General features: G+C 61.2%; 14 protein-coding genes and 1 rRNA gene. 9 read left to right on the top strand and 6 right to left on the bottom strand.

Translation table 11 applies throughout. From position 1 onward, the window contains the following. Positions 1-194: 194 nt before the first annotated feature. Positions 195-929, bottom strand: coding sequence for a thioesterase II family protein (locus tag AD666_RS03180; protein WP_053147484.1), 735 nt, complete (start codon positions 927-929; stop codon positions 195-197). A 145-nt stretch (positions 930-1,074) separates the two neighbouring features. Here AD666_RS03180 and tam point away from each other — a divergent pair, with 145 nt between their 5' ends. The 4 genes from tam (at position 1,075) to AD666_RS03160 (ending at position 5,752) form a co-directional block, all read left to right on the top strand. After that, positions 1,075-1,848: a trans-aconitate 2-methyltransferase gene (tam, locus tag AD666_RS03175; protein ID WP_053147482.1), complete on the top strand. Its 774-nt coding sequence runs from the start codon at positions 1,075-1,077 to the stop codon at positions 1,846-1,848. Positions 1,849-1,905: 57 nt separating this feature from the next. Then, positions 1,906-3,039, top strand: coding sequence for a cupin-like domain-containing protein (locus AD666_RS03170; RefSeq protein ID WP_053147480.1), 1,134 nt, complete (start codon positions 1,906-1,908; stop codon positions 3,037-3,039). A gap of 96 nt (positions 3,040-3,135) precedes the next feature. Continuing rightward, complete coding sequence (locus AD666_RS03165; RefSeq protein WP_053147477.1) at positions 3,136-3,936, top strand: SDR family oxidoreductase; 801 nt, start codon at positions 3,136-3,138, stop codon at positions 3,934-3,936. Beyond that, positions 3,929-5,752: a glycoside hydrolase family 15 protein gene (locus AD666_RS03160; protein WP_053147474.1), complete on the top strand. Its 1,824-nt coding sequence runs from the start codon at positions 3,929-3,931 to the stop codon at positions 5,750-5,752. The genes AD666_RS03165 and AD666_RS03160 overlap by 8 nt, the downstream gene beginning before the upstream one ends. Before the next feature lie 180 nt (positions 5,753-5,932). On the opposite strand, the gene AD666_RS03155 is transcribed toward AD666_RS03160, so the two are convergent. After that, positions 5,933-6,295 (bottom strand): DUF6124 family protein, encoded by a 363-nt coding sequence (locus tag AD666_RS03155; RefSeq protein WP_053147472.1) that lies wholly within the window; start codon positions 6,293-6,295, stop codon positions 5,933-5,935. Between the two features lie 579 nt (positions 6,296-6,874). On the opposite strand from AD666_RS03155, the gene AD666_RS03150 reads away from it, so the two are divergent. Continuing rightward, entirely contained in the window at positions 6,875-7,252 is a 378-nt protein-coding gene (locus AD666_RS03150) for a hypothetical protein (RefSeq protein ID WP_053147470.1), read from the top strand. Between the two features lie 28 nt (positions 7,253-7,280). Beyond that, on the top strand, positions 7,281-8,183 hold the full coding sequence (locus AD666_RS03145; RefSeq protein ID WP_053147468.1) for an alpha/beta fold hydrolase: 903 nt from the start codon (positions 7,281-7,283) through the stop codon (positions 8,181-8,183). Here the strand turns inward: AD666_RS03145 and AD666_RS03140 are convergent. Next, entirely contained in the window at positions 8,152-9,144 is a 993-nt protein-coding gene (locus tag AD666_RS03140; protein WP_053147466.1) for a GlxA family transcriptional regulator, read from the bottom strand. The two genes, AD666_RS03145 and AD666_RS03140, sit on opposite strands and share 32 nt — an antisense overlap. Before the next feature lie 99 nt (positions 9,145-9,243). On the opposite strand from AD666_RS03140, the gene inhA reads away from it, so the two are divergent. After that, the gene (inhA, locus tag AD666_RS03135; RefSeq protein WP_053147464.1) at positions 9,244-9,930 is read left to right on the top strand and encodes an isonitrile hydratase; all 687 of its coding nucleotides are present in this window, start codon (positions 9,244-9,246) and stop codon (positions 9,928-9,930) included. Positions 9,931-10,018: 88 nt separating this feature from the next. Here the strand turns inward: inhA and AD666_RS03130 are convergent, their stop codons facing one another. Then, complete coding sequence (locus AD666_RS03130; protein WP_053147462.1) at positions 10,019-10,756, bottom strand: SDR family oxidoreductase; 738 nt, start codon at positions 10,754-10,756, stop codon at positions 10,019-10,021. Between the two features lie 204 nt (positions 10,757-10,960). Here AD666_RS03130 and AD666_RS03125 point away from each other — a divergent pair, with 204 nt between their 5' ends. Further along, a complete protein-coding gene (locus tag AD666_RS03125) occupies positions 10,961-11,908 on the top strand; it encodes an AraC family transcriptional regulator (RefSeq protein ID WP_053147460.1) in 948 nt (315 codons plus the stop codon). 480 nt (positions 11,909-12,388) lie between these two features. Here AD666_RS03125 and AD666_RS03120 read toward each other — a convergent pair whose 3' ends face one another. Beyond that, complete coding sequence (locus tag AD666_RS03120; protein WP_053147458.1) at positions 12,389-12,847, bottom strand: SRPBCC family protein; 459 nt, start codon at positions 12,845-12,847, stop codon at positions 12,389-12,391. A 154-nt stretch (positions 12,848-13,001) separates the two neighbouring features. Between AD666_RS03120 and AD666_RS03115 the strand changes: the two genes are divergently transcribed. Beyond that, positions 13,002-13,403, top strand: a complete 402-nt coding sequence (locus AD666_RS03115) for a lysozyme inhibitor LprI family protein (RefSeq protein WP_053147457.1) — start codon at positions 13,002-13,004, stop codon at positions 13,401-13,403. 113 nt (positions 13,404-13,516) lie between these two features. On the opposite strand, the gene rrf is transcribed toward AD666_RS03115, so the two are convergent. Next, positions 13,517-13,632, bottom strand: a 5S ribosomal RNA gene (gene rrf, locus AD666_RS03110). Between the last annotated feature and the right edge of the window lie 153 nt (positions 13,633-13,785).

The raw sequence follows: 13,785 nt of genomic DNA, 5'->3' as shown, positions 1-13,785 counted from the left end.
TTTCTAGGTATCCGGGATCAGTGGGCACAAGGCACAAAGGCAAGTCGTCCCTTTAAAACGAATGCAGACCGGAAAAATTAGCGTTTGAGAATGAGTGTCAGAAGAGGGGTGGAACGAGGATTTTGAAAACGATGCAGATACTCCATGTGGGAGCAGGCTCGCTCCCACACAGGCTTGTATGCCTGGGCATCAAATCACGCGCTGATCGCCAAGCCATGGCGCCGATGATGCACGCTCAGTTGCTCCTTGATCAGACGCAGCACCCTGACCTCATGCTCATGGATGAAGAAGTGTCCGCCGGCCAGCATATCCACGGAGAAACTGCCCGAGGTTTCCCGGCTCCAGCCGATCAACTGTTCAGTGGTGGCTTTGTCGGCGGTGCCGCCCAACACATGTACCGGGCAGTTGAGCGGTGGCCGCACCCTGGGCTGGAAACGACCGCACATGAGAAAGTCCGCCCGCAGGACTGGCAAGGTCAGCGCCATCAGTTCTTCGTTCGCCAGCACCTCCTCGCTCGTGCCGTTGAGGGTACGCAACTGGTCGATCAGTTCGGCATCGGTCTTCGGTTCGGCAAAGCCACGGTCGTAATCGGCCCGCATCGTCGGCGCAGCGGTGCCCGAGGCAAACAGCGCCACCGGCTCAGGGCAGCCTAGCTCGCGCAAGGCATGGGCGATCTCGCACGCCAGCAATGCGCCCAGGCTGTGACCGAACAGGGCATAGGGAGCCTGGAGCGTCGGGCGCAGCTCCCGCGCCAATTGCAGCGCCAGCGGGCCCATGTCGGTGTGCAACGGCTCGGCGAAACGCGCCCCGCGTCCCGGTAGCTCGACCGGTTGCACGCGCAGCCATTCGGGCAACTTGCGCCGCCAGCGGTTGTAAACCATCGCGCTGGCGCCGGAATAAGGCAGGCACAGCAGGGTCAGTGGGGTCACAGCAGTTTTCTCCGAACGGTGGTGTATGAAAGATAACGAAATGGCAATACATTGAATTAGTCACATGCGCCGTCGACGCGCCATCTTATATCGACTGCTCCTATACTGGCGGCACCTCGTCCTGCCCACTCTGAAGGAGCCCGTCATGAGCTGGTCCGCCAAACAATATGTCACGTTTGAACAGGAACGCACCCGCCCGGCCCGGGACCTGCTCGCTGCCATCCCTGCGACGCAGGCGCGCTCGGTGATCGACCTGGGCTGCGGCCCCGGCAATTCAACCGAACTGTTGGTGCAGCATTTCCCCGACGCCACGGTGCGCGGCCTGGACAGCTCCGCTGACATGGTCGAGGCTGCCCGCCGACGCTTGCCCGCCGTTGCGTTCGACACCGCCGACATCGGCCAATGGGACGAAGCCGGCCCGTTCGACGTGATCTTTGCCAACGCCGTGCTGCAATGGCTGCCCGATCACGCCACGTTGCTGCCGTCACTGGTGAACAAGCTGGCGTCGGGCGGCAGCCTGGCGATCCAGATGCCCGACACCCTCCACCAACCCTCCCATCGCCTGATGCGGGACATCGCCGCCAGCGGCCCCTGGGCCAGCCAATTGGCCCGTGCGGCGGACTCGCGTACGGAAGTGGAAGACGCCAGTACGTACTACTCGATCCTCAAGCCCCACTGCGCCCGCGTCGACGTATGGCGCACCACCTACCACCATCCGTTGGCTGATGGCGCGGTGGGCGTGGTGGAGTGGTTCAAGGGCAGTGGCTTGCGACCGTTCCTCGACCCGTTGGATGAGGCGCAGCGTGAGCAATATCTGGAGCAGTACCTCAAGGCGATCGAACAGGCGTACCCGACGCTGGACGATGGTTCGGTGCTGTTGCCGTTTCCACGGGTATTTATCGTAGCTAGCCGAGACTAAATTGTTGAGCCGGGTTCTCGTCATCTGCTAAGACCAAAAACAGCAAGAGTGACCGCCGTGGACCTGCACACCATCCTGGGCAAACTATTCGCCAATGCCGGCGCCGTTGGTATCGAAGGCGTTTTCCAATTCGTGTTCGGGCCTCAACAGGCGTACTGGTCCGAGGTCAAGGCCAGCAGTCGTACCGAGGCCGGCCGGCACACCAGCCCCGACGTGACCATCGAGGTGGCGGAGCAGGATTTTCTCGGGATCATGGCCGGTATGGCGAACGTCGAGGAGTTGTTCGCCAGCGGTCGCTTGAAGATTGGCGGCAATATGGGGCTGGCGACCCTGCTGCCGCAGATCATCGAGCATGCCCGTCGCGGCGCTGGCGCGGCGGAAAAGGTCGACATGAACAAACGCTACCCCACCCCACCGCGCTTCAGCGAAAGACTCACCGCCAGCCTGCCTACCCAGCGCAGCGTGGAGCGCCGCCCGCGCAGCGAGTTGTCGGTTCAGGAGTTCCAGTCGCGCTACCTGCCCCATGGCATTCCGCTGATCATCAGCGATGCGCTTCAGGACTGGCCGCTGTTCAAGCTCAGCCGCGAAGAGTCCCTGGTACATTTTGCCCAACTGCAAGGCATCACCCGCCACGGCGACTACGTGAAAAAGACCTTCTCAACCGAACGGGACTTTCGCTCCACGTCCATGGCCGACTTCATCGCTTCCCTCGACAACCCGGCCCCCAAGGACGCCGACGGCGAACCGCCAGCCTACATGGGGAACAACATTCTGCCGGCGCAACTGATGGAACAGATCAAATACCCGCCCTACTTCGACCCGTCGCTGTTCATCCCGCCGCGCATCTGGATCGGTCCCAAGGGCACCCTCACGCCGCTGCACCGCGACGACACCGATAACCTGTTCGCCCAGGTCTGGGGCCGCAAAAGCTTCATCCTTGCCGCCCCCCATCATCGCGAGGCCCTGGGCACCTGGTCAACGGCGCCCCAAGGCGGGCTGGACGGCTGCGACTTCAACCCGGACGCGCCGGATTATCAGCGCTTTCCCGATGCCCGGAACGTGACGTTCATGCGCATCACACTGGAGGCCGGGGACCTGCTGTTCCTGCCCGAAGGCTGGTTCCACCAGGTGGAGTCGGTGTCCACATCGCTGTCGGTGAATTTCTGGGTGAATTCAGGGCGGGGTTGGTAACGGGAGGCGAGACACACTGCTTTTGCGTTCTGCAAATGAACTCCAAACGTCTCGCACCAGTCAGCAGGTAAGGCCCTCCATTCAAGGTGCTGAACCATGCAGATATCTCTCGCCCGACAAGTCGCCCTTGTCACCGGCGCCAGTTCCGGCATCGGCGCCGGCTCGGCCAGGGCATTGGCGGCGGCCGGTGCCACCGTGGTGCTCAATTACCATTCCAGCGCCGGTCCGGCCGAAGACCTTGCCCGTGAAATCAACGACAACGGCGGCCGCGCCATTGCCATTGGCGCCGATGTGTCGAAGGAGCAGGACGTCGAGCGACTGTTCGCCGAGACGCTGGACGCCTTTGGCACGCTGGACATTCTGGTGGCCAACTCCGGCCTGCAAAAAGATGCCGCCGCCGTCGACATGACCCTGGACGACTGGAACACGGTGATCGGCGTCAACCTCACCGGCCAGTTCCTCTGCGCCCGCGCCGCCCTGCGGATTTTCAACCGCCAGGGTATCCGCCAAGGTGTATCCCGGGCCGCCGGCAAAATTATCCATATGAGTTCAGTGCACCAACGCATCCCCTGGGCCGGCCACGTCAATTACGCGGCGTCCAAGGGCGGTATCGACCAACTGATGCAGACCCTGGCCCAGGAAATCAGCCACCAGCGCATCCGCATCAACAGCATCGCTCCCGGAGCCATCCGCACGGCCATCAATCGAGAAGCCACCGAAGGCGAACAGGGGCGAAAGCTGCTGGAGTTGATCCCTTATGGTCGCGTGGGGGATGTGGAAGATGTCGCCAACGCGGTGGTCTGGCTGGCGTCGGACCTGTCCGACTATGTGGTGGGCACGACGCTGTTCATCGATGGCGGGATGAGCCTTTATCCGGGGTTTCGTGGCAATGGCTGAGTATGACGAACCCCAGAGCCCCATCGAGAACCACGGCATCATCGGCGACATGCGCTCCGCCGCGCTGGTCAACGACCAGGGCAGCGTCGATTTTTTCTGCTGGCCGGAATTCGACAGCCCGTCGATTTTCTGCTCACTGCTGGACACGCCCGAAGCGGGCATTTTCCAGCTCGCTCCCGACTTGCCGGACGCCCGTCGCCAGCAGATCTACCTGCCCGACACCAACGTCCTGCAAACCCGCTGGCTGAGCGATGGCGTGGTGGTGGAAATCACCGACCTGCTGCCCATCGGCGACAGCGAAGATGATCGGCCGGTGTTGATACGCAAAGTGCACATGGCGGTCGGTCAGGCGACGTTTCGCATGCGATGCGCGGTACGCCATGACTACGCCCGGGCCGCCACCACCGCTCGCCAGGAGGACGCCGACATCTGCTTCGAAGCACCGGGACAACCCAGCCTGCGTTTATGTTCGGACCAGAACATGACCCTGGAAGGCAACGCGGCGGTGGCCGGTTTCACCCTGCAGCAAGGCCAGAGCGCTGAATTCTTGCTGGGCGGCATCGATGATCCGAGACTTACGGACGACGCCAGCGCCCTGTGCCTGGAACGGACCCTGGCGTTCTGGCGCGGCTGGATCGGCCAATCCAACTACCGCGGGCGTTGGCGGGAAATGGTCAACCGCTCCGCCCTGGCGTTGAAACTGCTGACCTCGCGCAAACACGGCGCCATTCTCGCCGCTGCCACCTTCGGCCTGCCGGAAAGCCGTGGTGGCGAACGCAACTGGGATTACCGCTACACCTGGATCCGCGACGCCTCATTCACCGTCTATGCCTTCATGCGCCTGGGCTTCGTCGAAGAAGCCAACGCCTACATGCGTTGGTTGCGGGGTCGGGTCAGCGATTGTCGCGAACAACCCACCCGCCTCAATATCCTCTACGGCCTGGATGGCCGGCTGGAACTGCCGGAAACCGAGTTGCCGAACCTGAAGGGTTTCGGCGATGCGCAGCCGGTGCGCATCGGCAACCTGGCGTACGAACAGGTGCAACTGGACATCTTCGGCGAGCTGATGGACGCCGTGTACCTGGTCAATAAGTACGGCGAGGCGATTTCCCATGAAGGCTGGAAGCACACCGTCGACGTGATCGACCAGGTCTGCGCCATCTGGCAGGAAAAAGACGTGGGCATCTGGGAAATGCGCGGGGCCAAGCAACATTTCCTGCATTCGCGGCTCATGTGCTGGGTGGCCGTCGACCGCGCCATCCGCCTCGCCGTCAAACGCTCCCTGCCCGCGCCGTTCACCCGCTGGGACGAGACTCGCCAGGCGATCTACAACGACATCTGGACGCATTTCTGGAACGACGAACGCCAGCATTTCGTCCAGTGCCTGGGCAGCACTGCCCTTGACGGTTCGATGCTGCTGATGCCGCTGGTGCGCTTCGTCAGCGCCCGCGATCCGCGTTGGCTGTCCACCCTGGACGCCATTGAAAAACACTTGGTGCGCGACGGCATGGTGTATCGCTACCGCAACGACGACCATCCGATCGACGGCCTCAGCGGCAGCGAGGGCTCGTTTGTCGCATGCTCGTTCTGGTACGTCGAATGCCTGGCCCGGGCCGGCCGCGTGGAAAAAGCCCAGCTGGAATTCGAACAACTGCTGCGTTATGCCAACCCGCTGGGGCTGTACGCCGAAGAATTCGACAGCCACGGCTATCACCTGGGCAACACGCCCCAGGCCTTGAGCCACCTGGCACTGATCAGCGCCGCCAGCTTCCTGGATCGCAAGCTGAGCGGGGAGAAAAATCACTGGCAGCCGTGAGGAGTGTCAGTCATGCCTCCATCGCGGGCAAGCCTTGCTCCCACAGCTGCGCCTCTGAGAGCAAGGCTGTTCTCACAGAATGCCGCCGAACCTGGGGAGCAAGGCTGTTCTCACAGGATGCCGCCAGACCTGTGGGAGCAAGGCTTGCCCGCGATAGCGCCATCAACTGCACTACAAAACTCAGCGCCCTGCCACTTCGACATCATCCAGCGCACGATTCGCCAGCAGCGTCCCCAACTCGATCAACTGCTGAATCCCCAGCGCCACATGCCGCCGGGAGCCCTCCAGCTCGAACGCCAGGTCACAGACCAGCGCATTGGCCGAGGCCAGGGTTTCGCTGAGGCTGACCAGCACCGATTCGGTGTTGAGGCCCGGCACCACCGCGAAGACCTGGCCGTTTTGGGTATCGGGTTTGTCCACAGGTGCCGGTGACAAGTGAACCTTCAGCGCCCGGTCGGCGGCTTCGCGGAGTTTTTTTGAATCGAGGGTGGTGTAGGCGCCGAGGTTTTCGGCTTTCGGGGGGTTGGGGGTGATCTTGACCATGATGAAGCTCCATTCAAAAGTGGAGCTCGCCATTTCCGCGACCAAGCAGAAGGTGGCGAACTGTACGCAGGTTGGTCGACCAGGGAATGGAAACCCGGCAGGGCCCGAAGCCCTCCCACGCACAGCCAGCCATAAAGCAGACAGCCGCTCTCGCGGCACCGTGCGCCATTCTAAACCCGGACGACCAAGCCCGGTCGCTGATTTTGCAGCGACCGGCAAAGCCTATCCCCACCGCTTCCGACCCGACAACCGCCAGAACTCGTCGGAAATTTCCGGCTCGCCTATTTTCTTGTAGGAACACCACACCATTGTGGCGAGGGGATTTATCCCCGCTGGGCTGCGCAGCAGTCCTAAAAGCACGCAACCGAGAACGTCAGGTCGAACGAATAGGGGTGTTTACAAGGGGCCGCGTTGCGGCCCAGCGGGGATAAATCCCCTCGCCACAAGAAAAACATCACCGACTCCAGCCATTTATCGCGCCATCGCCTCGCAGGTTGCCAGTCCGCCCAACCCCTCCTAAGATCGATGCGCTACGGGTGCAGCGGAGCTGCCCGATAAAACCCGATTCAAGGATTAGGCATGACCCACGTGAAACGAACCATCGACACCCCGCCCCGCACGGGCCTGACCCGGGAAGCGCTCTGGGAAGGCCAGGACAAGGGCTTGATCAAGTGCTGGGAAATCGGCCGCGACCGGGCGCTGAAATTTCCGGAACTGGCACAACGCTGCCTGGCTGGGGAGTTGCCCGTATTGGGCTGGAAAGGCGGCGTCAACCGCAGCCTGAAGAAAAACGAAAAATTCGGTTGCCTCAAATACCTCGCCCAGTGGCAGGGGCTGCGCGGTGAAGACCTGGACATCGACCTGTCCCAGGAACGCACGCTGACCTGCACCCGCACGAAGATGATCGTGACCTTCACGCCGGACCGGGCCAAATACGTGAATCAGGAACCCGCGTGAGCGTAACCGGGTGCAGTCGGAGGCCGGTATGAACCTGGATTCCAAGGTCAATTTCGCGGTGACGCCGCTGTTGCGCATCGCCTATGAAGAGCACGGCCCCATCTCGGGCGAGCCGGTCATTCTGCTGCATGGCTTCCCTTACGACCCCAGGGCCTTCGATGAAGTCGCCCCGGCCCTCGCCGAGCGCGGCTACCGGGTCATCGTGCCCTACCTGCGTGGCTATGGCCCGACCCGGTTCAATAACCCGGCCATCATCCGCTCCGGTCAGCAAGCGGCGCTGGCCCAGGACCTGCTGGATCTGATGCACGTCCTGCATATCCCCCAAGCGGCGCTGTGCGGCTATGACTGGGGCGGTCGGGCAGCCTGCATTGTGGCGGCATTGTGGCCAGAGCGCGTACGCTGCCTGGTCACCGGGGATGGCTACAATCTGCAGAACATTCCCCAATCGACCCAGCCGTTGGACCCGGCCACCGAACATCGCCTGTGGTACCAGTACTATTTCCACACCGCCCGCGGCGTTGAAGGCCTGACGCAGAATCGACGCGAGTTGTGTGAATTGCTCTGGCGCTTGTGGTCACCGACCTGGAAACACGGCGCCGAACTGTACCCGCTGAGCGCTCCGTCCTTCGACAATCCGGACTTCGTCGACGTGGTGATCCACTCCTATCGGCATCGCTTCATGTACGCACCAGGGGACCCGACCCTGGAATGGTTGGAGGAACAACTGGCGGCGCAACCGGCCATCGGTGTGCCGAGTATTTCCCTGTGTGGCGCCGACGACGGCGTCGGGCCTCCATCCGAACATGACGAAGACGCCGGCCATTTCACCGGTTTCTATGAGCGCCGGGTGCTGGCCGGCGTTGGACACAACGTTCCCCAGGAGGCGCCTGAAGCGACGCTCAGGGCCCTGCTGGATCTGCTTGAGGGCTGACCGCGAATCGCTCGCGATAGGCCTGGGGTGTGACGCCCATGGCCCGCAGAAAACTGCGGCGCAGGGTTTCCTCGCTGCCAAAACCACAATGCACCGCCACCCGCTTGATCGGCACAACGGTGTCGGCCAGCAACCGGCGGGCAGTTTCCACACGGATCAACTCCACCGCCCGCGCCGGTGTCTGGCCGGTTTCGGCGCGGTAGTGCCGCACAAAGCTGCGTTCGCTCATGCCCGCCTGGGCGGCCAGGTGGGGCAGGCCCAGGTCTCGGGTGAGGTTCTCGGCGATCCAGACATGCAATTCGTCAAACCGACTTCCCTGGTTCTGTAGCGATAGCGTCACGCTGAATTGCGACTGCCCACCAGGACGCTTGAGAAACACCACCAACTGCCGGGCAACCTCCAGGGCCGCGGCGCGACCCAAGTCGTCTTCCACCAGTGCCAGGGCCAGGTCGATGCCGGCGGTGACCCCGGCCGATGTCCAGACCGGACCGTCGTTGATGAAGATCGGATTGGGTTCGACCCGCAGTTGCGGATGCTGTGCGGCCAGTTGTTCACAACGGGTCCAGTGGGTGGCCACTCGCCTTCCGTCCAACCAGCCACTGGCGGCCAGCAGGAACGCCCCGGTACACACCGAGGCTACCCGCCGCGAACGCGAACCTTGCGCCTTGACCCAGGCCACCAGCGCCGGATCCTTCGCGGCCTCGTACACCCCCCAGCCACCGGCGATCAACAAGGTATCGCTACCTTCGCTCGGCAGCGGCTGGGCCAGCAACGCCAAGCCCGCCGAAGACACTACTGCCCCGCCACCGGCCGCGATCACCGTCGGCGCATACGGCAACGGCAAGCCTTTCTGGCGGGCCAGGTCATTGGCCGATGCGAACACCTGCAAAGGCCCGGTGACATCGAGCACTTGCACGTTGGCGAAGGCCAGCACATGAACGGTTTTCGGCGGATTGGGCATATTGGCGTAATTCGTGGGTTTATTGGCGAGTACGCCAGAGCCTACGGCCCTAAAGTTGAGTCGTCCAGCTCTCGGGCATCATCACAAGGAGAACGCACCATGACATTACAGATCGGCTTGCTGTTGTTTCCGCAGGTCCAACAGCTGGACCTGACCGGCCCTTATGACGTACTGGCCTCGTTGCCGGACGTGAAGGTGCATCTGATCTGGAAAGACCTGGCCCCGGTCACCGCCAGTACCGGTCTGGTTCTGCTTCCCACCATCACCTTCGACGATTGTCCGAAGCTCGACGTGATCTGCGTCCCTGGCGGCACGGGCGTCGGGGCGCTGATGGAGGATGCGCAGACCCTGGCGTTCATCCAGAGCCAGGCGGCTCACGCCCAATACGTCACCTCGGTGTGCACCGGTTCTCTGGTACTCGGCGCCGCGGGACTGCTGCGGGATAAACGCGCTACCACCCACTGGGCCTATCACAGCCTGCTGCACACCCTTGGGGCGACACCCGTCCAGGAGCGTGTAGTACGCGACGGCAACCTGATCACCGGTGGCGGCATCACGGCAGGGATCGATTTTGCCTTGACCCTGGCGGCCGAGCTGTTCGACCGGGACATGGCCGAGTTGGTCCAGCTGCAGCTCGAATATGCCCCTGCCCCGCCGTTCGAGTCGGGGAGCCCGGATACCACGCCGCTCCATGTACTGGAAGAAGCCCGCCGGCGTTCGGCGGAGTCGTTCCGGGTACGCTCGCAGATTACCCAACGGGCTGCGGAGCGGTTGGCGTTGGCGTAGCAGTCGCTTCCTATCGGATCGGCCTCTGTGCCTACGGAAATTTTCCCCGTATGTCACAGAGGCCGTTCTGACGTTGACTCAGTCCGTTTTAGAACGGGCTGGCGGTGGGCCGTACGATCAGTTCACTGACATCGACATCCGCCGGTTGCTCGATGGCGTAGGCAATCGCCCGGGCAATCGCCTCCGCGGGAATCGAGATCCTGCGGAATTCACGCATCTCGGCACGGCCACCTTCATCGGAAATACTCTCGGCCAGTTCCGACTCGGTCACGCCAGGGGAAATGACCGTCACCCGCACATCACCGCCGACCTCCTGACGCAGACCTTCGGAAATGGCCCGCACAGCAAATTTAGTGGCGCAGTACACGGCGGCGGTCGGGCTGACGGTGTAGGCGCCGATGGACGCGATGTTGATGAACTGGCCGCTGCGCTGGCGCTGCATCAACGGCAGGCCGGCCGCGATGCCGTGGAGCACGCCACGGATGTTGACATCTATCATACGATCCCATTCCTCGACTTTCAGCGCCTCGAGCTTGGAAAGCGGCATGACGCCGGCGTTGTTGATGATCACGTCGATCCGGCCGAAATGTTCGACGGCGAAGTCGACCAGGCTCTGGACATCGTCACGACGGGTCACGTCCACGGCTTTGCAGATAGCCTGCTGTCCACTGGCTTCGAGTTCCTGGACCAACGCTTGCAAGCGATCGACACGCCGTGCGCCGAGCACCACACGGGCCCCACGGGCAGCCAGCAGGCGTGCCGCGGCTTCACCAATCCCGCTGCTGGCACCCGTGATGACCACTACTTTGTTTTGGATATCGGACATGATGGTTTCCTCGTCTGGATGTGTTGGCCCCCCGGTGGGAGCGTTTCGACAGATCCAGATTAGGGAAGCGACCGAGGCTGGGGTTAGCCGGATCCTCTTGCCCGCTTGCACGATCCTGTAGCGATAAAAGCGACGCTGGTCGCCAGCCTCGCAATCGGCTTTACTAGCGCGATCCATTCATTTGGCCAGGGAGATTTGATCGGCATGTCGGTATCCACATCCATACAAATTGCGCCAGACGACGGCCTCAACCAGCGCCGGGCCGAACTGGCGGACCTGATGAAACGTTTTGCGCCGGAAAATGGAGTGTTCCCTACCGCCATCGGCGCGTTGAACCTCATTCGCAGCGACGAGCCCACCGAAGCCCTGCACCTGGTGCATAAGCCTGGCCTGTGCGTGATCATCGAGGGGCGCAAGGAAGTACGTCTGGCAGATGAATGCTACGTCTACGATCCGCTCAACTATCTGGTGGTCTCCGTGACGCTGCCGTTGGCCGGCCAAGTGATCGAAGCCAGCCCCGAGCGACCTTACATGTGCATTCGCCTGGACATTGACCCGGCACAGGTCTGCCGCCTGATCGCCGACGCCTGCCCCATCGGTGTGCCGGCGCAACGGAGTGGACGTGGGTTGTTCCTGGACCGCATCGACGTGCCACTGCTCGACGCTATGTTGCGCCTGCTGCGCTTACTGGAAACTCCGGACGATATCGCCACCCTCGCGCCACTGGCCCAGCAGGAGATTTTCTACCGGCTGTTACGTGGTGCCCAGGGCCAACGCTTGCATGAAATTGCCATCCCGGACACCCAGGCCCATCGCATCAGCCGCGCCATCGAGTGGCTTAACAACCATTACGCCGAGCCGTTGAGCATCGATAGCCTCGCCCAGATGATCAATCTCAGCCCTTCGGCGTTGCATCACCGCTTCAAGGCCGTGACTGCCATGAGCCCATTGCAATACCAGAAACAGCTACGCCTGCAGGAAGCCCGACGGCTGCTGCTTTCGGAGAACAGCGACGTTTCGTCAATCGGCTACAAGATGGGATATGAAAGCCCTTCGCAGTTCAGTCGCGAATACAGCCGTCTATTTGGCGCCTCTCCGAGCAAGGACATCGCCCGCCTGCGTGCACTGACGTTGCAGCCCAACAGCGCCTGATCGTGACACTTATTCAAAGCCGAAAAAAAACCCGCCGAAGCGGGTTTTTTGAGGACCAATTTGACTCCCTGTCTGGCATTCCATGCCTGGTCCCATCATCCATGACCCCAAGCACTCCCTGTACTCAGTGGATGGACACAGATTAGGCCCATCTCAGGTGTGGCAAAAGACGAGAAAGTAGCGTCGATCTGTAAGCGTTTCGCTATACAGCCTCACCTGGGCTTTTAATAGGCGAAAAAAAACCCGCCTAAGCGGGTTTTTTCCAAGACCATTACGACTCCCTGTCGATAGCCATCCTGGCAAGGTCGATCGTCCCTGATCCTGAGCACTCCCTGTGCTTCAGTGGATGGGTGCAGATTACGCGTCGGATCCAAAGTGAAACAGACGACATAGCTACCATCTTGTGTAAGACATTTGCCATAGCGCACTTCCGCAACCCCCTAGTGGTCTCAGGTATGACCTGCGGTTAAGTCGCTGGAATCAGGATTTGGTCAGAAATTCCTCGATTTTGGCCATCTGTTCGTCCCAACCACGGCTGTCCATGCGAAAAGCCTTGAGTCGGCGAGCTTCAGGAATACCGTCGAATCCCGACTCTATCACCTTGAGCAAGGTGCCACCGTTCATGTCCTCCAGTTCGAATTGCACCCGGGTTTCGGGTTCCTGGGAGTAATCCACCTCAGGCTCGACCGCGTAGGGGTGCCAGCGAAACGAGAAGACTCTCTCGGGCTCTACCCGTTCAACCGCCACGTCCCAGGTGAGGTGCTCGTAACCGGGATAAGTAATCCTTCCCTGGGTGCGTTCACCCGCCACAAAGCGTTTGCCTTCCAGCGCTACTCCAAACCATTGGCCAAAGATTTCGGCATTGGCCAAGGCCCGCCAAACCTGAGAGCGCGGCGCCTTGAGCAGGATCTTTCTTTCAATGCGATCGGATGAATGCATAGGTCACCTCCTGTGTTCAACAGTAGGTCTGTAAGACCACACGGCCCACCAGAAAGTTGTATCTGTCGAGCGGTTTGGCAGTGCGGTGACGTTAAAGCGGCCTGACCCGATGTACACTCCTCTGCATTTTTTAACCCCTCAAGGAGAGATCAACATGCCTCCACGCTTGCTGCTGACCCTGGCACCGCTGCTTTTTGTCAGCATCGCCCAAGCTGACGATTGCGCCAATGCCACCACCCAGGGTGAGATGAACCAATGCGCGGCCCAGGCGAAGAAAGCCGCCGACGACGAGCTGAACAGCCTGTACAAGCAAATCACAGCACGTTTGAAAGACAACCCCGAGGCCAAGCAACTGTTGGTCAAGGCACAACGAGCGTGGATCGGCTTTCGCGATGCCGAATGCAACTTTTCCGCGTCGGGAGTCGAAGGTGGTAGCGTCTATCCACTGATCTACGGCAATTGCATCACCGCCCTGACCAAGGCGCGAGTCGAAACCTTCAAAACCTATCTCAAATGCAAGGAAGGGGATTTGAGCTGCCCGGTACCTGAGGCTTAACAGGTGTGGGAATAAAAAAGGATGACCTTGCAGGGGCATCCTTTTACCAGCATTCGAGCGCATAAAAAACAAAACCCCTACCTGCATCAGCAGATAGGGGTTTCGGAATTTAATCTTGACGATGACCTACTCTCACATGGGGAAACCCCACACTACCATCGGCGATGCATCGTTTCACTTCTGAGTTCGGGATGGGATCAGGTGGTTCCAACGCTCTATGGTCGTCAAGAAATTCGGTAGCCGGCGCGTGCCATACGGTCACGTTCCAGCAAATGGGCATGCGATAGTTTGTGTGTGCCTTACGAACAAGTCCGAACTTTCGGTTCGTTTCGTCTTCACAACACCGCAATCTGGTCTCTATCGAGACCCAAATTGCTTGGGT

This window comes from Pseudomonas sp. Pf153 (assembly GCF_001269775.1).
Classification (GTDB): domain Bacteria; phylum Pseudomonadota; class Gammaproteobacteria; order Pseudomonadales; family Pseudomonadaceae; genus Aquipseudomonas; species Aquipseudomonas uvaldensis.
The sequence above is the reverse complement of the archived record's forward strand: the minus strand, read 5'-3'. Positions and strand labels throughout refer to the sequence as shown.